Raw genomic sequence first — 19329 nt, forward strand, 5'->3', positions numbered from 1 at the left:
AAAACGATCAATCACGAACTCTACGCGAGCAAACTGAATGTCACCTTCCTCTACCGACAAGATCGCGCTCTTCATCGATGGAGCCAATCTCTACGCGACGGCGAAAACTCTGGGCTTCGACATCGATTACAAGCGCCTGCTGAAGGAGTTTCAGAGCCGCGGGACGCTGCTTAGGGCGTTCTACTACACCGCGATCATCGAGGATCAGGAGTACTCCTCGATCCGGCCGCTGATCGACTGGCTCGACTACAACGGCTACACGGTCGTCACCAAGGCGACCAAGGAGTTCATCGACGCCTCCGGCCGCCGCAAGGTCAAGGGCAACATGGACATCGAGCTCGCCGTGAACGCCATGGAGCTCGCCGAGCACATCGACCAGATGGTGCTGTTCTCGGGTGACGGCGACTTCCGCTCCCTGGTCGAGGCCGTTCAGCGCCGCGGCGTGCGGGTCACCGTGATTTCCACGATCGCCAGCCAGCCGCCGATGATCGCCGACGAGCTGCGCCGCCAGGCCGACGTCTTCACCGACCTCGTCGAGCTGCAGTCCAAGCTCGGCCGCGACCCGTCCGAACGCCCCGCCCCGCGTGACCGCGGCGACCGCGAGGCGCGCCACCACGCTCCGCAGTTCCTCCAGCGCGCAACCACGATGGCGCCGGCGAGGGGCGATGACGACTTCGAGGAGTGAGGCGGCCCGGTCAAGCCGCCAGCCTCTCAGCCTCGTCCCCGACCGTGACTGTCCGCTCTGTCCGCGCCTGGTCGCCTTTCGCGAGGCGAACCGCGCGCGCGAGCCATTGTGGCACAATGCACCGGTTGCGCCTTTCGGCGACATCAAGGCGCGCCTCCTGATCGTCGGCCTTGCGCCGGGGATGCAGGGCGCCAACCGCACCGGCCGTCCCTTCACCGGCGATTATGCCGGCGACCTGCTCTACGCCACGCTGCTCGAATACGGCTTCGCCAAGGGCCAATATCAGGCGCGTCCCGACGACGGCCTGAAGCTGGTCGACTGTCGGATCGCCAATGCGGTGCATTGCGTGCCGCCGCAGAACAAGCCGCTGCCGGTCGAGATCAACACCTGCCGGCAGTTCCTCGCGGCTAATCTCGCAACGATGCCGAACCTGCGCGCGATCGTCGCCCTCGGGCGTATTGCGCACGACACCGTGCTCAAGCCGCTGAACCTGAAGGGATCGCAAGCCCCCTTCGGCCACGGCGCCGTGCATCAGGCCGGCGCTTTCAGGCTCTACGACAGCTATCACTGCTCCCGCTACAACACGAACACCCGCGTGCTGACGCCGGACATGTTCCGCTCCGTGTTCGCGAAGGTGAAGAGCGACCTCGATTAATCCTTAGACGAGCCCTTGGCCGGGTTGGCCTTCAGCCAGTCCAGGACATCGCCGGCGTTCCGGTCGGGCGGAAACACCGGATAGAACACATGCATGATCCTGGCGTCGTCGACGATCAGCGCGAGGCGCTTGATCAGCGTGAGGCCCGCGAGCTCCATGATCGGCAAATTCAGGGCGCGCGTAAGCGCCAGCTTCTCGTCCGAGAGCACCGGGAACGGCAGATGCAGCCGCGAGGCCATCTCGGTCTGGTACGCGTTGCTTTGCGTCGAGAGACCGTACACCTGCGCGGCACCGGCGGCCTTCAGCTCGGCAAACAGATCGCGAAACGCGCAAGTCTGCGGCGTGCAGCCGCGCGCGCCCGGGATCATGTCCCAATCGTCGACCAGCGCGATCTTGCCGGGCTCGCCGGTGCGCGGATAGGCGAACACCACGGTCCGGCCACGCAGTGCCGACAGCGCGACTGACGTGTCGTCGGTGGCGAGCAGGCTGACCGGCGGCAGCGTCATGCCTTTCAGGTGCGCGGCGCTCCCGTCATCCGCGGGTGCGGGAATCCGGGTCCAATCGACCTCGAGCAGGTTTCTCTGAGTCATCCCGCTATCCCCTCGCCCGCATCAGGCGGCCCTTCTCCCGGCTCCAGTCGCGCTTCTTCTCGGACTCGCGCTTGTCGTGCAGCTTCTTGCCCTTTGCAACCGCGAGCTGCAATTTGGCGCGACCCCGCTCGTTGAAGTAAAGCTTGAGCGGGATCAGCGTCATGCCTTCGCGGTCGACCGCGCCCATCAGCTTGTTGATCTGCTTGCGATGCAGCAGCAGTTTTCGCGGCCGCTTGGGCTCGTGATTGAAGCGGTTGCCCTGGAGATATTCCGGAATGGTCGCGTTGATCAGCCAGATCTCGCCGTCCTTGGAATCGGCGTAGGATTCCGCGATCGTGCTCTTGCCGCTGCGGATCGACTTGACCTCGGTGCCGGTCAACGCAATGCCGACCTCGATCGTATCCTCGATCGCATAGTTGAAGCGGGCCTTGCGGTTTTCCGCCATGACTTTGATCGGACGTTCGTTCTTGTCGGCCATGGAAGACAAACCTGATCGAGATGCGCGAGGACGCTAACAGTTTGGATGAAGCCCGCGCGTCAAGACTTCTTGAGGAGATCGCGGATCTCGGTCAGCAGCTCGACCTCGGCCGACGGCTTTGCCGGAGCGGCAGGCTCGGCCTCGTCCTTGCGCTTCAACTTGTTCATGGCACGGATCACCAGGAACAGCACGAAGGCAATGATGATGAAGTTGATCGTCAGCGTGAGGAAGTTGCCCCAAGCCAAGACGGCGCCCTGCTTTTTCGCGTCCGCGAGATTTGCGGCGGTGACCTTGCTCGAAAGCGGCGTGAAGTAGTTCGAGAAGTCTAGACCGCCGGTGGCCGCACCGATGATCGGCATGATCACGTCGCCGACCAGCGATGTCACGATGGCGCCGAAGGCCGCGCCGATGATGACGCCGACCGCGAGATCGACGACGTTGCCCTTCATGGCGAACTCGCGGAACTCCCTGAGCATCCGCGTGCCTCTTTCGTCGATCGCCATGAAAGCTCCCCGATCGGCTAGCGCGTCAGTTGATGAGGCCGGCATGAACCATCGCGCTTCGCACCGCAACGCGGGTCGGCTCGGTGACCGGCACCATCGGCAGCCGCAGCGTCTCGTCCAGCTTGCCGAGCAGCGACAGCGCGTACTTGATCGGCGCCGGATTGCTCTCGATGAAGAGGTTGTTGTGCAGCGGCATCAGCTTGTCGTGCAGCTTCAGCGCGGTGGCATGGTCGCCCTTCGCCCAGGCGGCCTGGAACTCCGAGCACAGCCGCGGCGCGACGTTCGAGGTCACCGAGATGCAGCCATGGCCGCCATGCGCCATGTAACCGAGGATGGTCGCATCCTCGCCCGAGAGCTGGTTGAAATCCTCGCCCATCGCCGCGCGCTGCTGCGAGACGCGGACCATGCTGGCGGTGGCGTCCTTGACCCCGGCGATGTTCTTCAGCTCCCACAGCCGCGCCATGGTGTCGACCGACATGTCGATCACCGAGCGCGGCGGGATGTTGTAGATGATGATCGGAATCCCGATCGCGTCGTTGATCGCCTTGAAGTGCTGGTACATGCCTTCCTGGGTCGGCTTGTTGTAGTAGGGCGTCACGACCAGAACCGCGTTCGCGCCCGCCTTCTCGGCGTGCTGGGCGAGCTCGATCGCCTCCTTGGTCGAGTTGGAGCCGGCGCCGGCGACCACAGGCACGCGGCCTTTCGCTTCCTCGATGCACCATTCGACGACCTTCTTGTGCTCGTCATGGCTCAGCGTCGGGCTCTCGCCGGTGGTGCCGACCGGGACCAGGCCGTTGGTGCCCTCTGAAATCTGCCAGTTGACCAGGGAGCGAAACGCGGCCTCGTCCAGCGAGCCGTTCTTGAACGGCGTGACCAAGGCGGTGAACGATCCCCGGAATTTTGTTTTGGCTGCCATGGACTTCCTCCGTACGCGGCGATCTCGAGCGAGCCGCATTCATATCGGGTCTATCCCGCCGGTAAAAGACCCGCTTCCGTGTGACGCACGGGTTTAGGCCGCGATTTTGCCGCGGTGGTGGTGCAAACCCGGCGAAGGTAAGCGGCTGTTGGTATTTTGTCCGCATATTCAATCAAATACAGCCAGATCTTGTACAGCTAGGTCTTGAGCCAATTGACTGATTCGGGGCGACGAAACGCCGTGATCTCCTTTCCGCGCGCCGCATGGCGATCCACCGGTCTGATCGTGTGCCTGATGGCAGGGCTGTCCGCGGGCTGCGCCGCCTGGGCCAAATCCAATGAGACAACCGCGGAGACCGCCAAGGAAACCGCGAAACCCGCAGCCAAGCCAGCCGCCAAGGACACTGCGAAGGGCGCGTCCAAGGGAACCGGCAAGGAACCTTCGAAGGACGCCGCCAAGGGGGCAAGTAAGGGCGCAAGCAAGGGCGCGACCAGTCCCCCCGCCAAGGATGCCGCGAAGAAGCCTGGCAGGGATGCTGGCAAGAACGCAGGCAAGGAACCTGCGAAGGACAAGCTGAAGCCTGCGGCTGCCGCGCCAAAGTCAACGCCGACCGCTGGCGGCTCTGTCCCGAAAACCGCACCCGCGCCGGCTGCGACGGCCACCGTCAGACCCACCGCTCCGGCCCCCGCCAAGCCCGTCGCGGCTCCTGTCCTGGCTCCGGCGACCCGCCAGCATGCCGCCCCGCGCAAGCCGGTCACACCGGCTGCGGTTGCCGCGACCTCCTCGACGTCGCAAGCCGACAAGGACACGCTGGAGGCCGTGATCGAGCTTGTGCGCAAGCGCAAGGCGGGCGACGCGACCAATGCCGCGGCCACGATCTCGGATCCCGTGGCGCGAAAGCTCGCGGAATGGATCATCCTTCGCAGCGAGGACAATGGCGCAACTGTGGAGCGCTACCGCGCCTTCCTCTCCGCCAATCCGAGCTGGCCGTCGCAGACCTTCCTGCGCCGGCGCCTGGAGGCCGCGATGTGGGACGACAGGCGTGACGACCAGGTCGCGTGGTCGTGGTTCGAGAACGAATCCCCCGTGTCCGCCAAGGGCCGCTTCACGCTTGCCAAGGCAATGCTGGCGCGCGGCGACCGCGCCAACGCCGAACGTCTGGTGCGCGACGCCTGGCGCAGCGACCCGATGTCGGAAGAGACCGAGAACAACGCACTCGACCAGTTCGGCGCGCTGCTGACGCCCGGCGATCAAAAGGCGCGGATGGACACGCTGCTCTATGGCAGCGAGAACGAGGCTGCATTGCGTGCCGCGAAGCGCCTCGGGGCCGGCTATGTCGCACTCGCCAAGGCCCGAATCGCCTCCCTCAAGAAAGCCCCGAACGCACGTGCGTTGCTCGAAGCCGTGCCGCGCGAGCTGCACGGCGATCCCGGCTTCATCTTCAGCAAGATCCAGCTGCTGCGCCGCGAGGAGAAATTTGCGGAAGCCGCCCAGCTCATGCTGTCGGCACCGAAGGATCCGGGCCGTCTCTACAATCTCGACGAATGGTGGATCGAGCGGCGCCTCCTGGCGCGCAAGATGATCGACACCGAGGAATTCCGCAGCGCCTATCTGATCGCGCGCGATGCCGCCCTGCCCTCGCGCGACATCTACAAGACCGAGCAGGAGTTCACCGCCGGCTGGATCGCGCTGCGCTTCCTCAACGATCCCGCGGCCGCGACTCAGCATTTTGCCCGCATCGGGATCGGCAGCGTCAATCCGACCACGCTGGCGCGCGCCGGCTATTGGCAGGGCCGCGCCGCCGAAGCTGCAGGCCGCCAGCAGGAGGCGCGCAACGCCTACGCGCGGGCCGCCGAGCAATCCACCAGCTATTACGGCCAGCTCGCACGTGCCAAGCTCGGCCTGCCGCAGATCGAGCTCAACGCTCAGCCGCGCAGCCGCGGTGCCGAACGGCTGGAGATCGTGCGCGCCGCGCAGCTGCTCTACGAGCTCGACGAGCGCGAGATGGCGATACCGATGCTCGCCGACATGGGCGAGAACGGCGATCCCGAAGCGCTAGCCGGCCTCGGCGAGCTCACCCAGCGCCACAACGACGCGCGCGGCATGCTACTGCTCGGCAAGGCCGCGCTCAATCGCGGGCTGCCGTTCGATTTCTATGCCTATCCCGTCAACGGCATTCCGCAGTTCACGCCGATTGGCCCCGAGGTCGAGCGCAGCATCATCTACGCCATCGCGCGGCAGGAGAGCGCCTTCAATCCCTCGGTCGTCTCGCCGGCGCAGGCCTATGGGCTGATGCAGGTGACGCCGGACGCCGCGCGCTATGTCTGCAAGCGCCACGGCGGGACCTACGATCTGGGGCGTCTGAAGAACGATTCGGCCTACAACGCCACACTCGGCTCGGCCGAGCTCGGTGGGCTGCTCGAGGACTATCGCGGCTCCTACATCATGACCTTTGCCGCCTACAATGCCGGCCGCGGCAGTGTGAAGAAATGGATCGATCGCTACGGCGATCCGCGCGACCCCAAGGTCGATGCCGTCGACTGGGTCGAACTGATCCCGTTCTCCGAGACACGCAATTACGTGCAGCGGATCATGGAGAACCTTCAGGTCTACCGCGCCCGCTTCGGCGGCGGCACGCGGTTGCAAATCGAGGCCGATTTGCGCCGCGGCACCGGTAGCGTGGAATAACTGCGTGTCCCTAACGACTCCGGTGACAAAGCATCCACGCATGCAGCGCAGATAGGGCGCGCAATAATAAGAGACGAAAATGGATCAGACAATGTTGAGCGTCGTCCGTGCGGTACAGGCAGGCGCGACGACGATGAAGGGCGTGATCGACGCCACCGGACTATCTCGTCTCAAAATCGAACGTGCGTTGAATGCCCTAGAGAAGCAGCAGCTCCTGGTTCGAGACGGCCAGGGGTTTAGGTCGACCAGTCTGCCGAAGGCAGCCCGGCAGTGCGGATCGTGCAATGCCTGCTGCGATATCCTCGAGGTGGCCGCCGTCGACAAGCCCGTGAACCAGCTGTGCAGGCATTGGCAGACGGGCACGGGATGCACCATCTACGACCGCCGTCCGCAGATGTGCCGGTCCTTTGTCTGCGCCTGGTTGCAAGGTCACCTCGACGACGACTGGTTTCCAGCGAAATCGGGCATCATCGTGCATTTCAGCCAGGATGCGGTCAACGTCACCGTCGATGACCATTGCCCCGATCGCTGGCGCGAGGAGCCTTATTTCAGCAAGCTCGCCGAATGGTCGCTGAACGGCATCAAGAGAATCGGAAACCGCGGTTACGCGACCCTCGTTGTGTCCGGTGCCGATAAGTTCCTGCTGCTGGGACGGACCATCGTTCCCGAACCGACGCTGTTCGGAACAGCGTTCCTGCCGCTTACGGCCGACACTTTCCGGTTCTGGCGGGCGAAATCGCAGGAGCATTTGCAGCGGCTGCACGAGCGCATCGCCGAGATCGAGCGGATCAGACAGGAATTCGGCTCCTGCGCGATTCCCGACGAACTGGATGACGACCCCTACCCGCCCTATCGGTCGGCTCTTCTGCGCTGGTCGAATCACGCCTGAACTCCCACGCGGTCCACGCGGAGTAATTCGCCGTATGCCGCTCGATGCGCGCCGGTCGCGATCGAAACGTGGCGGCGGGCACGCGCGAAAGACGCCGCCCCGGGAGTTCGGGACGACGTCTTGAGGCTGGAAGCTACGCTACTTGGCGATTGCAGCTTGCGCGGCTGCGATCTTCGCCTTCACGGCATCGAGATTGAAGCTCGCGCCCTTCTGCATGGGCGGAAATTCGATCGCCGTCATCGCCAGCTTCTCAACCTGCTGCTGGACAAAGACAAAGCGCCAGAATTCGTATTTGAACCAGTCGAAGTATTGCTGGGCCCCGTATTTGGTCCCGCTATCGGGCCAGCCGGTGCGCTCGAAAGGATCGAGGCGAAGGTTGGTCAAATAGGGCACGTCAACCTTGCTTTTATCACCCAGCCAGCCTCCGGGCTGGTCGATGAAACGATACTTGTAGTCGTCGATGCGCACGGCCCCCAGCTCGCTTTCGCCGAAATAAAAGATTTCGTGCCGATTTGACGGCCCCTTGCCAGTGATCATGTCCAGCTGGTTGTAACCATCCAGATGGCACTTGTAGGTGCGGTCACCGATGTGTTTACCCTTTTTTAGCTCGTCGACGATGTTGGGATTGCCTGCAGCGGCCAGGAAGGTCGGGAACCAGTCCAGTCCGGACATGATGCCGTTCTCGACCTTGCCGGCCGGCACCTTGCCCGGCCAGCGGATCATCGCCGGCGCGCGGAAGCCGCCCTCCATGATCGTGCCTTTGCTCTGCGCGAATGGCGTCTGTCCGCCATCGGGCCAGGTGAAGACCTCGGTGCCGTTGTCGGTCGTGAATACCACGATGGTGTTGTCATCGACGCCCATATCCTTCAGCTTCTGCATCACGATGCCAACGTCGTCGTCGAGCTGCGCCATGCCGGCTTCATGGATGGACCAACCATTCTTGGAGTTGCGCATCGCCTGGTACTTCGGCGACAGGTGCGTAACGATGTGCATGCGGGTCGGATTGAGCCACAGGAAGAATGGCTTGTTGTCGGCCTTGGCCCTGTCGATGAAATTGAGCGCGAGATCGCGGATTTCATCGTCCACGGTTTCCATCCGCTTGGGATAGAGCGTTCCGGCGTCCTCGATCCTCTGCTTGCCGACCTTGCCCCAGCGCGGATCCACGGTGGCGTCGTCCACATTGGTCGCCCACGAGTGGACCATGTTGCGCGGACCGACTGTGTTCAACAGCTCCTGCGGATAAGCGGGGTGGGCCGGATCTTCCATCGCGTCGAGGTGATACAGGTAGCCAAAGAACTCGTCGAAGCCATGCACCGTCGGTAGAAACTCGTTTTTGTCGCCAAGGTGGTTCTTGCCGAACTGGCCGGTGGCGTAGCCCATACCTTTCAGCGCCGCAGCAATGGTCACGGCCTCCGCCGGCAAGCCGGTGGGAGCGCCGGCCTGGCCGACTGTGGTCATGCCGGTGCGGATCGGCAGCTCGCCGGTGATGAAGTTGGCGCGGCCCGCCGTGCAACTCGCCTCGGCATAGTAATCGGTGAACAGCATGCCTTCGGCGGCGATCTTGTCGAGGTTTGGCGTCCGCCCGGCCATCATCCCGCGGTGGTAGGCGCCGATATTCCAGATGCCGATGTCGTCACCCATGATGACGACGATGTTCGGCCGTTGCCCGGGCGCAGCGGGCGCCGGCGCCGCGGCTGGTTGCTGCGCTTGTGCAGGGCTCGTCAATCCGATGGCCGAAAGCGCCGACGCGGCGGCAAGAGAACTACCACTCAACAAGAGATCGCGGCGTTTCATTCCGCCGTTTGGTCCCGCGCTCATCTCAGGCTTTTTCGGAATCCTATCGTTACTCATGACGCGATCCTCTTCCTGGTGATGCACCTGAAGCCGACATGGCTTGCTGAGGTGTCGATCGGCTCGGCATGACGCGCGGCCGGACGGTAGCGGCGGCAATAGTTAGGCGCGCAAAGATGCGAGCCGCCCTTAAGCACCTTGCGCGGAATTCTGATCTTCGGATTTCGGGGATCGTAGCTCGCATTTTCAAGTCCACCCCGCGGGTTTTGCGGAATGCAGCACGCCTTCGGCGCATCGGCCTCGTGCATCGGCGAGTACCAATCAGAGGTCCATTCCCAGACATTGCCGATCATGTCATACAACTCGTAACCGTTGGTCGAGAAAGCTGTGACCGGCGAGGTGCGCTCGAACCCGTCGGTCGCGAGATTCTCGTGGGGGAAATTACCCTGCCAAATGTTCGCCATATGTTGGCCGCCGGGTTCGAGTTCGTGCCCCCAGGCGAATTCGGCACCGTCCAGTCCTCCACGCGAAGCGAACTCCCATTCAGCCTCGGTCGGTAATTCCTTGCCGGCCCATTTCGCATAGGCTTCGACATCTCGGTAGGCGACGTGCACGACGGGATGGTTCTCGAGCCCGCGCAAGTTACTGTGTGGCCCATAGGGACGACGCCAGTTGGCGCCAAACTTGAACGTCCACCATTCGCCCCAATTGCGCAGGTCCACAGCCTGCTGCGGCGGTGTAAAGACGAGGGATCCGGCCTTGAGCATGCGCGGTAGCGCGCCGGGATAGTCCTTCGCGTCGGGTATCAGTTCCGCGAATGTGACGTAACCAGTGGCGTTGACGAAATCGCGGAATTGGCGATTGGTGATTGGCGTTCGGTCTATCCAAAATCCGTCCACTGTGACGCGGTGGACCGGCGCCTCCTCTGGATAGTGTTGCTCGGATCCCATCCGAAAGGTCCCGCCGGGGATATAGACCATCTCCCGGTCCGCCGTCCCCTCAGCCGTTTGCCCGGAGAAGGATTTCGCTCCTGTGAAATTCATTGCATCACGCCCCGGCTTCACGGATCTCCAATGGATCTCATCCTTAGTCAAAGGCGAAGATCCGCTTCCAGTCATTCTTCATGTCGACCACCGTCCATCGATTCACCGCTGCGGCGTCGAGGGCCGTGTCCAATTTCCCGAAGTGGGATTGGCGGTCGTACGCATATTCGCGCTCGGAATCGGTATGGTGGACGAGCAACCCGAACCGCGCGCCGGGGGCGAGCGTCGCCCATTGGAGCATTTCAAGGTCTCCATCCGAGTTGCCAAATGCGGCGATGGGGCGGCGGCCGATATGTTCATTGATTCCGATCGGCTTGCCGGCCTTGTCGTCAATGAAATTGACCTCAGGCAGCCGGAACAGGACCGGGATACTGTCGCGCATCTCAAACCGGGTCTTGATCGAAGATCCGACCACCTGCTCTGGAGGGATGCCGTAGATGGCATCCGTCCATGGCCGCATGAACTCAACACCGCCGCCTGAAACGATGACAGTCTTGAAACCGTTCGCCCTAAGGTAGGCGAGCAATTCCAACATCGGCTGATACACCAACTCGGTGTAAGGTCGTTTGAAGCGTCTGTCGCGCGCCGTGACAAGCCAGTCCGTAACGATCGTCTCAAACTCTGCCGTGGACATACCGGCGTGGGTGACCGCGACAAGTTCGGCAACGCCCTTTTCGCCGGAAGCAGCGAGTGCATTCAGGTCGCCATCCAGCACCGCCGCGAAGGGCTGTTTGCCCTTCCATTCCGGGTGCATCGGAGCCATGCCTTTCACGCGATCGAGCACAAAGGCAAGCTGCACATACATCGGTTGTTCGATCCACAGCGTGCCGTCATTGTCGAAGGTTGCGATCCGCTGTTGGGGCGGCACGAAAAATGGACCGCCCTGGTCCGTGACGCGCCTAACGAAGTCGACGATAGATGTCTTCGCCGAACCGTCATTCCAGGAAGGCAACGGATCGCGCTGAGCTTGTGCCAGCGCCGATCTCGAGTGCAACGAGGCGGAAAGCAGCGGAAGCACAGCCAGCGAAGTAAGAATGGCGCGCCGATCCAGCGGAAAAGATTCACTGATTGACTTCACACGCGTCTCCAACTGCTCTGCAAACGGCTTAGAAAGGCACGACCATTCGGAGCGAGAAGAATCTCGTTCTGCCGAGATTGGTTTGAAACCGCGACCAGCTTGATACGAGCATGTGCGACGCATCCAGTTTCGGTTAGTCGGTTCTTTGATGGTAAGGCCTACAGAAACGGAGCGGCATACTTCCGGGTTTGATTTAGATCAAACGATGGTCGCCGTAGGCGAAGGTGCCGGATCATGATCCCAATCGCGCCCGGCGAGACAACGAGGGCCGTCTGTCGCGTGCCCATTGCTAAGTCTTTGCACGCGATCGCTATTCGAGAGCCGGTAAACCCGCGGGTGATCCTAATATTTTCTGACGATCGGCTTTGTTGTCGGAGGCGCTCCGGGCGCGGGCGGCGAGATGGAGAAGGTGACCCAGGTATTCCAGCCCGATGGCCGGTTTTCGGCAGCGAATTCTCCATAGGCCTTGAAATTCAGATAGCCCTGCATGTCGCCAACCGGAAATAAGAAACCGATTTGCGGGCCGATGCCAACCACCTGGGACTGGAAGCAGCCGACACGGTCACCTGAACCGCTGTCACAGCCGAGCCCCTTGTAGACATAGCCCACAAGGCCAACCATGACCTGCTTCGACAGGAATTGCGATGCGCCCCAGTCGAAGTGCATGTCGACGCCGTTCTGATACTGCGTGGCAGTATTTTTGAAATTGTAGGTGAAGCCGAGCACGCTGGAGAATTCGTGGCCGGTCTGCGGATTGAAATAGGTGTAGCCACCGCCGGCATCAATCGCGCCGTGCCCAATGCCTATATTCGACAAGCGATCGGACTGGTAAGCGCCAGCCGGGATGTCACCGGTGACATAGGTCATGTAGTTGTGGACGCCAGCGTTCCATTTCAATTGGAACATCGGCGCCAGATCCCCAAAGCCCCAAGTGGTGTCGCTGATGGCGTCGGACCGCGCGAACGGAACGCTGCCGAACGGCGGCACCGTGGCCACGCCTGACAAGGTCCCCGCGAGGCTGGTGCCGACGACGCCATAGGCTGCCAGGAGAGACACTGACGCCTGGCCGCCGAGCACCGGCGTCGCAAATACATAGCTCGGGAGCACAAAGCCAAGATCGCCGGTGGCGTTGACATGCAAATTCAGATTTGCGTTGACGGTAAGGTTGGCCGGAATCCTGCCGAGTGTGAATTCACGCGCCCGCGCGACGTCGGCGCCGGCGGATATGGAGGTGTGGTAGTAGATGTTTGCCAGTGACCAACCCGGCTGCTGCGGGGTGGCCGCGAGGCTTCCAAAGAGGCCGGGGACCCAGAAACTGATGCCGTTTTCGTCGGCAAAGGCAGCCTGAGCAGAAAGCAATAGAGTCGACGTCAGGAAGGCTGCAGAAACAACTCTGCGTCGATGTGCTGGGATTGAGCGCTCGCTTTTCGCAGCAGCAAGCTCGGTTCTCGCCGTCACATTGTGGCTCCAAAACTGGTCGCCTGTGAGTAGAATTGTACGCCAATGGACTGCTCAATCAAGTGGCAAGTTCAGCCATCACCGAATGGCCGAAAAACAGATGAATGGTGTGACGAAAGAGCCATAGCGCAAAAGGATGTGGCGGAGCCGAGCGGACGATCCGCATGCAGCCTCTGGCAGACAGCAAGCCCCCTCGCACCACCAAGCATCATCTAAAACAAAAGCCCCGGCGGTTTCCCGCCGGGGCTCTCTGTTAGGTCGTTAGACCGTACTTACCAGTTGCGCTGAGCGCGGAGGAGCAGAACGACCGAGTCCTGATCCTTGAGCTCGTAGGTCGCGACCGGCTTGGCGGGGATCGCCACGACAGCGGCCGGGGTCACGATGCCAGCGTACTTCTGGTCGAGGTGGGTCCAGGCAACGTCAGCCGAGAACGTCAGGTTCTTGACCGGGGTCCAGCGGGTGATGAGACCCACCTGGCCGATCGCGAAGTCCGGGTTACACGAGGTCACGCCGGCAAACCCACCACCGATGATGCCACCACCAGCACCACCAGCGCCGCAGAGCGTGGTCTTAGCCAAGCTGCCGAACTGGGCCTGAGCGTAGGCACCGTAGATCGCGGTGTTCCAGTATGGATCCCAGTTATGGGTGTAGGCACCGCGGAAGCCCCAGGTCTTGATCGTTTCCTGCTGGCTGCCCGTGACGTACACGGTGTCGGGAGCCGAGGCGATGCCGAGGCTGCCGTAGGCAACGTTCGAGCCGCCCCACATCGTGTAGGAGCTACCCGCGAGGTTCTGGAAGTTGTAGCGGGTCGCACCGTCGGTGTTCCCTCAATTCCAAGAGGTCAGCGGAAGTCCCCCTGTGAAAGCAATGGCGCTGTTCGAGGCCTGGACGAAAGCTGTGCAGCCGGCTGAAGGCACGGTCTACCGATGGACCACTGTGTTCAAGGAAGCTGACCGACATTTTCCCGATGTCAGGAACATCAGCTTCGACAAGGCCAAGACATGGATGAATGGGCTAATCAATGAAGAGCGATCATCATCGCCACCATGCAAGAGCTGATGACTAAGGGCGTTCCCAGCATGCCGGTCCACGACAGCTTGATTGTCCAAGCCAGCAAGGAAGCCTTGGCCGCCGATACCCTGTCACGCCAATTCCGCGCCCATACCGGGGTGGTTCCAAAGCTAAGTGTAAGCAGGCCAGGCTTCTGATGCAGCCAACATAGGCTTCAGCTAACTATCTATTATTACTAGCTATAATTTGCTGGTATTGGCTATGGTGTATCTACCCCTGTTACCCCAGCGCAGGACCCTACCATATCGTGGAACGAATGTTTGGGGCCAAGCGGCCCGTATATGTGCAATAGGCCGCTGTACTAGCTTCGGGTGGATAAGGGGCATCCCTGCAAATGCCCCTGTGGGACTCTAGGAAGCCCGTGGGCGCCTTTGACGCTATGCCCAGGAAGACCGGCGGCTCGCTGTAGCGCCCACCAGAGGACTCCGCTGAATCTCCTAGGGGCATCGGCGCCAGAGTGCCCCTGCGGGGCGCCTGTTCCCATTGAGCCCCGGCCTGTTGGGTCCGACCCGGTACTTCTGGCAAAGCACGCCGCTCATGTCAGCCGAGCACAGGCCAAGGGCTTTAGCCCGAGCTTTTTGAAGGCGGGGCCCCGGCAACGATGGCCTAGGGCCCCAGCGGGAGCCGGAGTCCCTTAGCTGCCGATTAGCTAGGCGGCAGCGCTAGCGAGGGAGCCGATGATCTTCCGCATGGGCTCAGCCCTCTTTGCCTTCCAGAGCGCGATAGACCGACGCACGGCCTATGCCAAGCTCCTTCGCGATGGCTGACGGCCCTTTGCCTTCCTCGTGCATTGCCTTCACCTTCGCAACATCCACCGAGGGCTTGCGACCCTTGTAGACCCCACGGGCCTTAGCGTCCGCTATGCCTTCCAGTTGGCGCTCGCGCCGTAGGTTGGTCTCAAACTCAGCGAATACACCGAGCATGTCGAGGAAGCATTTCCCCGCCGCTGTGCTCGTATCGATGGGCTGCTCTGTGGCTCGCAGGGAACCCCCACGGGCCTTCACCGTGCGCACGATGTCCTGAAGATCACCGATGCTGCGCGCGAGGCGGTCAATGCGCGTCACCATCAGCACGTCCCCAGCGCGAAGGAAATCGAGCACGGTGCGAAGCTCCTCCCGCCCAGCGGTGCTGGTGCCGCTGCGCTTCTCAGAGCGGATCAGGTCGCAGCCTGCCGCGCGCAATGCGTTCTCTTGGAGGTCGAGGTGTTGATCGGTGGTGCTCACGCGGGCGTACCCGATGATGGTCATTCGCCAGTCCTGTCTCATTAGGGCTTTAGACCATGAGACATTGATGTTTCGAAATTAAAATGTCAACCCTATTGAGACGGTATTTGTGTCTCAGGTGAATGTCTCGGGAGGGTAGGCCCATACGATCCGCTGTCGAGCTCTCGGACCGCTATTGCTCCTGAGGCGCCAAATGCAAAAAACCCCCGGCAGTTTCCTGCCGAGGGCTCTTGGAGGTTAGGTCGTTAGACCGAACTTACCAGTTGCGCTGAGCGCGCAGGAGCATAACGACCGAGTCTTGGTCCCTCAGCTCATAGGTCGCGATTGGCTTGGCCGCGACGCCGTTGATAGCCGTGGTGGTCACGACGCCAGCATACTTCTGGTCAAGGCGGGTCCAGGAGACGTCCGCCGAGAACGTCAGGTTCTTGACGGGCGTCCAGCGGGTGATGAGACCCACCGTGCCAAGCGCAAAGTCCGGATTGCAGGACGTCACGCCGGCAACACCCGAGATGATGCCCGCGGGTCCGCAGAGGAAGGTCTTCGCACCGCTGCCGAACTGAGCCTGAGCGTACGAACCGTAGATCGCCGTGTTCCAGTACGCATCCCAGTTATGGGTGTACGCACCACGGAAGCCCCAAGTCTTGATGGTTTCCTGCTGACCGCCCGTGACGAACACGGTGTCCGGAGCATTCGCCGCGCCCACGCTGGCGTAGGCAACGTTTGAGCTACCGTAAAGCGCGAACGAGCTACCCGCGAGGTTCTGGAAGTTGTAGCGGGTCGCACCGTCGGTGTAGACGCCCTGGATGTTGATCACGTCACCCGCACCGGTCGGGATGTTCTTGATCGACAGAGCGAGCTGAACCGCCCAACCCCACTTGTCATCGGGATGACCGGTGGGTTCGGTCGCGCCGTAGTAGGCAACGTGGTTGTCATGCGCAGCCACCGACGCCTGGAAGAGACCCCAAGCCTGGTCGACACGGACCATACCCACGAGGTTCGGCGAACGCGAGCCACCGATGGCATTCGAACCATAAGCGGCGCCAGTCACGCCGGCGAGGCCCGCCGCACCGCTCAAGTTGAGGTTGCCGGCTTGCATGTAAGCCGTCGGATCTTCCGCCGAGAACGCCGCCGTGACGCCCTGGCCGAAGTCAGCAGTGTAGCTGAATTGGTTGATACCGGTGACCGTGCCGCTACCGCCGGCGAGACCGTCGAAGTTGTTGCCGGGATAGTTGGTCCAGGGCGCGTCGAACTGCGACACGGCCTTACCCATCGTGAAGCCAGCGAACTGGATGAAGGCGTAGTACACGCCGAGCGAACCGCCCGAGGTGCCGCCGTCGGTCGGGTTGATCGACGAGCCAACGAGGGCCGGCGCTGCACCCGAGGTGTTGAGGGCCAGCGTGCTGCTGTAGGCGGTCGTGCCAGTCGCGCTGCCGGTGCCGTTGTAGTTACCGGTCGTCCACGAGAACACGCCGTCGAAGAAGGTACGGACAACGCCGTATTCAGTCGCGGTGCGGGTGTCGATGTTCAGGTCTTCACGAGCGCGCGCCGTGTAGTAGTTCGTCAGGCGGTTACGCGCGCCGTTGTTACCGGTGGTCTGCCAGTTGATGTCGCTGTTCGTGTTCAGCGCGACTTCAGCGCGCAGATAACCACCCAGCTTGATGCAGGTGTCGGTGCCCGGGATGTAGTAGAAACCCGCGCCGTAGAGCGAACAGATCTTCACGTACTCGACCGCTTTGGCCTTTACGGGAAGATCAGCCGCTTGTGCCCCACCAACGGCGAGCAAAGCTGCCGCGGAACCGAGCAAAAGGCCCTTGAACTTCATGTTAAACCTCCAAGTTGAAGCCCCGTACAATTCCTCGTACAAAGCCGTTTGAGCTACCCGCGAAAAGACGTTGGAAATCAACGCATCCTCGTATCGATGGTCTACTTAAGCGAACCACCTAAGACGGGACGACCTCGGGATGCCCCCCTCCGTCGCTCAGTCACAATTACCGAACGCCCTTGCACACACAACAACAGAACGCTTCAGAACCGGCCGATGCAGCGTGTTTTCCGACGGGTGTTGCACAAATAACACGCAGATGTGATCAGAGCGACCTTGTAACACCTTGAATTTGCTGGATTTTTTCAATGGGTTTCATTTGGCGTCCAAAGTTCCGGCACGGGCCCCACATGAGCGGAGATGCTCCGTTGTGGGGCAGAGGCGTCCGAATCGTGGAATCAACCAGGGACCCGGCACGGACCAAACCCTCGGGAACTGGCTGCCCTGATTAGTAGGCGGCCGCGACGGCCGTCCTCATCCGCGCGCTTGAATGTCGATATGATCCGGCGGCAAGCCGGCCTGATGTCGTTGATACATAGCCTCGTAAGCCGTCTCGAGCCGCCTGGCGTAGAGCGCCGCACCAAACAGTGATGCGGTCAGGTGGTTCCCTTGCAGCCGTCCGCGAATATCCGCCAGCTTCTGTTTATCGAGCGCCAGCTCGATCGCGAGCGCTTCATAATCCGCAGGCGTTGTTGTGATCAGCTCAGGTAGGCCGACAGCGCTCAGCAAGCTCGCGGCCACGCGGCCGGCGAAACTATTCCCGATATGGGTCACCACCGGCAGACCGGCCCACAACGCATCGCTGGCCGTCGTATGTGCGTTGTAGGGCAGCGTGTCGAGGAAGAGGTCTGCGAGGCGATGGCGCGCCAGATGTTCGGATGAAGACGCAACGCGCCTTGCAAACACCAGTCGATCCGGGTCGACGCCCCGGCCCTTGGCCTCCTTCCGCAGATTCGATTTTGCGATCTCGCCCACGTCGGACAGCCACAAGACCGACTGATCCACGCTCTTCAAGATCTTCATCCAGGAGCCAAAGACAGCCGGATTGATCTTGTAGGCGTTGTTGAAGCAGCAAAACACCGTCCATTCCTGCCGCAAATCGTGATCGGCCCGATTGGGCGCAGCATCGTCGATCGTCGCGACGTGATTATCACGCGGCATGAAGCTGCCGGGCAGACGAACGACCTTCTCGTCGAAGAACTGGCTGTTTTGATCTGGCAGCACGATTGGATCGGCAATGATGTAGTGGAAGAGCTCCCTGCTCCCCAGCGTTCCCGCGAAGCCAAGATAGTTGACGACGATCGGAGCCGGGCTGGACGCAAACAACGACAGCCTGGCATTGTGCGTATGGCCAGCAAGATCGACAAGAATATCGATCTGCGCATCGTCGATCGCTTTCAGGACTTCACGGTCGAGCTTGTGCTCGCAATCGACAAAGCGATGAAATGACTTTTCGAGCCGCCTGCGCAGATCGCTGTTGTCGTCAGGACCGATTGAAAACGCGTAGGTCTCGAAGCGGTCGGCATCGTGATTCTCGAAGATCTCGGCAGTGAGATACCCGACCGGATGCTTGCGAAAATCAGGTGAAACATATCCGACCCGGATCTTGTCGTGGCGACGGACTTCACCCCCTGACCTCGTTTTGGAGACATGCGGGAGCTTTGCCCTGACCCAGGTCCTGGCGCAGCCGAGCTGATCATCGGGAGAATCCGTCAGGGACAGCAAAGCAAAGGGAGAGCTATTGGCCTTCCCGAGCCGTATTGCTGCCGTCACCCGCCAAGTCCATTCCTCCCTCGGGACGTCAGGTCAATCATATCATCGGCCCCGACATTGCAAGATGAGACCATAGCGGCGTCGCGCGGCCGTCGAGGGATGAGCGAGCGTTCCAGCCCGGCCTTCGCTGATTACGGCGACGCCTGGCGCGGCGGAGCGGCTCCTGGGCCGGCGAGCGAGTTATCCCGACTAAACTAATAAGAGCGCCTGTCCCGCAACCTGACACGGGACCCTGTCGCCAATCGGAGAGCGATCACCGCTCCATAGCTGGGGGCGAATCGCGGAAAGATTCAACCAAATCAATCGCTTGCAGGTCGATCACTTGAGAGAATCGGTCGGTGACAAAGGCAATTGTCCCCCGCTCAAGCCCACCCGCCGCTTGGTTTCGGAATTCGCTGGGAATATTCGAGCAAAAACACACGCTTCCAAATTGACCAGCCCAAGTAATTAGATGCATAAGGCTCGCACCGGAGAGGTGGCCGAGTGGCTGAAGGCAACGCTTTGCTAAAGCGTCATACGGTCTCAAGCTGTATCGAGGGTTCGAATCCCTCCCTCTCCGCCACCCCGCGGCTGTCCAGACCGGAGACATAGGTAACAGGTCGTACCTAAGACATGGGTGACAACCTCGTGCCGAACGGGTTGTCGAGGGGTATCAAAGTCGTTTAC

The 19329-nt window shown here is 61.6% G+C and carries 16 protein-coding genes, 1 tRNA gene and 1 pseudogene; 6 read left to right on the forward strand and 12 right to left on the reverse strand.

The features are described 5' to 3' along the window. The first annotated feature begins 37 nt into the window (after positions 1-37). Together ABIB90_RS19080 and ABIB90_RS19085 are read left to right on the forward strand one after the other, a co-directional pair. Positions 38-685, forward strand: coding sequence for a LabA-like NYN domain-containing protein (locus tag ABIB90_RS19080; protein ID WP_007603390.1), 648 nt, complete (start codon positions 38-40; stop codon positions 683-685). Further along, positions 666-1340, forward strand: a complete 675-nt coding sequence (locus ABIB90_RS19085; protein ID WP_007603389.1) for a uracil-DNA glycosylase — start codon at positions 666-668, stop codon at positions 1338-1340. The genes ABIB90_RS19080 and ABIB90_RS19085 overlap by 20 nt, the downstream gene beginning before the upstream one ends. Here ABIB90_RS19085 and ABIB90_RS19090 read toward each other — a convergent pair. The 4 genes from ABIB90_RS19090 to dapA are packed head-to-tail and all read right to left on the reverse strand — an operon-like array spanning position 1337 to position 3827. Beyond that, complete coding sequence (locus ABIB90_RS19090; protein WP_354163941.1) at positions 1337-1930, reverse strand: peroxiredoxin; 594 nt, start codon at positions 1928-1930, stop codon at positions 1337-1339. The genes ABIB90_RS19085 and ABIB90_RS19090 overlap by 4 nt on opposite strands. 4 nt (positions 1931-1934) lie before the next feature. Further along, entirely contained in the window at positions 1935-2408 is a 474-nt protein-coding gene (gene smpB / locus ABIB90_RS19095; protein WP_027567292.1) for an SsrA-binding protein SmpB, read from the reverse strand. 59 nt (positions 2409-2467) lie between these two features. Then, complete coding sequence (gene mscL, locus ABIB90_RS19100; RefSeq protein ID WP_354163939.1) at positions 2468-2911, reverse strand: large conductance mechanosensitive channel protein MscL; 444 nt, start codon at positions 2909-2911, stop codon at positions 2468-2470. A 25-nt stretch (positions 2912-2936) separates the two neighbouring features. After that, the gene (dapA, locus tag ABIB90_RS19105; protein WP_007603384.1) at positions 2937-3827 is read right to left on the reverse strand and encodes a 4-hydroxy-tetrahydrodipicolinate synthase; all 891 of its coding nucleotides are present in this window, start codon (positions 3825-3827) and stop codon (positions 2937-2939) included. Between the two features lie 294 nt (positions 3828-4121). Here dapA and ABIB90_RS19110 point away from each other — a divergent pair, with 294 nt between their 5' ends. Together ABIB90_RS19110 and ABIB90_RS19115 are read left to right on the forward strand one after the other, a co-directional pair. After that, a complete protein-coding gene (locus ABIB90_RS19110) occupies positions 4122-6515 on the forward strand; it encodes a transglycosylase SLT domain-containing protein (RefSeq protein WP_354201183.1) in 2394 nt (797 codons plus the stop codon). Between the two features lie 79 nt (positions 6516-6594). Continuing rightward, positions 6595-7404 (forward strand): YkgJ family cysteine cluster protein, encoded by an 810-nt coding sequence (locus tag ABIB90_RS19115; RefSeq protein WP_035994781.1) that lies wholly within the window; start codon positions 6595-6597, stop codon positions 7402-7404. 138 nt (positions 7405-7542) lie between these two features. Here ABIB90_RS19115 and ABIB90_RS19120 read toward each other — a convergent pair whose 3' ends face one another. From ABIB90_RS19120 to ABIB90_RS19140, 5 genes and pseudogenes are all read right to left on the reverse strand, one after another. Beyond that, a complete protein-coding gene (locus ABIB90_RS19120; RefSeq protein ID WP_502916989.1) occupies positions 7543-9222 on the reverse strand; it encodes an arylsulfatase in 1680 nt (559 codons plus the stop codon). Positions 9223-9251: 29 nt separating this feature from the next. Continuing rightward, a complete protein-coding gene (locus ABIB90_RS19125) occupies positions 9252-10238 on the reverse strand; it encodes a formylglycine-generating enzyme family protein (protein ID WP_007603374.1) in 987 nt (328 codons plus the stop codon). A gap of 43 nt (positions 10239-10281) precedes the next feature. Further along, positions 10282-11262, reverse strand: coding sequence for an HAD family hydrolase (locus ABIB90_RS19130; protein WP_502916988.1), 981 nt, complete (start codon positions 11260-11262; stop codon positions 10282-10284). Between the two features lie 396 nt (positions 11263-11658). Continuing rightward, positions 11659-12774, reverse strand: coding sequence for a SphA family protein (locus ABIB90_RS19135; protein ID WP_502916984.1), 1116 nt, complete (start codon positions 12772-12774; stop codon positions 11659-11661). A gap of 272 nt (positions 12775-13046) precedes the next feature. Then, positions 13047-13595: pseudogene (locus ABIB90_RS19140) on the reverse strand (porin); the annotation flags it as partial. A gap of 46 nt (positions 13596-13641) precedes the next feature. Between ABIB90_RS19140 and ABIB90_RS19145 the strand changes: the two are divergent. Then, a complete protein-coding gene (locus ABIB90_RS19145; protein ID WP_354163934.1) occupies positions 13642-13833 on the forward strand; it encodes a hypothetical protein in 192 nt (63 codons plus the stop codon). 707 nt (positions 13834-14540) lie between these two features. Here the strand turns inward: ABIB90_RS19145 and ABIB90_RS19150 are convergent. The 3 genes from ABIB90_RS19150 to ABIB90_RS19160 all read right to left on the reverse strand — a co-directional run bounded on the left by ABIB90_RS19150 (position 14541) and on the right by ABIB90_RS19160 (position 18615). Next, positions 14541-15092 (reverse strand): recombinase family protein, encoded by a 552-nt coding sequence (locus ABIB90_RS19150; RefSeq protein ID WP_007603365.1) that lies wholly within the window; start codon positions 15090-15092, stop codon positions 14541-14543. A gap of 232 nt (positions 15093-15324) precedes the next feature. Further along, positions 15325-16890 carry a porin gene (locus ABIB90_RS19155; RefSeq protein WP_007603364.1) on the reverse strand — a complete coding sequence of 522 codons (1566 nt, stop codon included), beginning with the start codon at positions 16888-16890 and terminating at the stop codon, positions 15325-15327. Between the two features lie 474 nt (positions 16891-17364). Then, positions 17365-18615: an O-linked N-acetylglucosamine transferase, SPINDLY family protein gene (locus ABIB90_RS19160; protein WP_354201181.1), complete on the reverse strand. Its 1251-nt coding sequence runs from the start codon at positions 18613-18615 to the stop codon at positions 17365-17367. A 517-nt stretch (positions 18616-19132) separates the two neighbouring features. On the opposite strand from ABIB90_RS19160, the gene ABIB90_RS19165 reads away from it, so the two are divergent. Beyond that, positions 19133-19225, forward strand: a tRNA-Ser gene (locus ABIB90_RS19165). Positions 19226-19329: the final 104 nt, after the last annotated feature.

The sequence above is a fragment of the Bradyrhizobium sp. JR4.1 genome (genome assembly GCF_040548605.1).
GTDB lineage: Bacteria > Pseudomonadota > Alphaproteobacteria > Rhizobiales > Xanthobacteraceae > Bradyrhizobium > Bradyrhizobium canariense.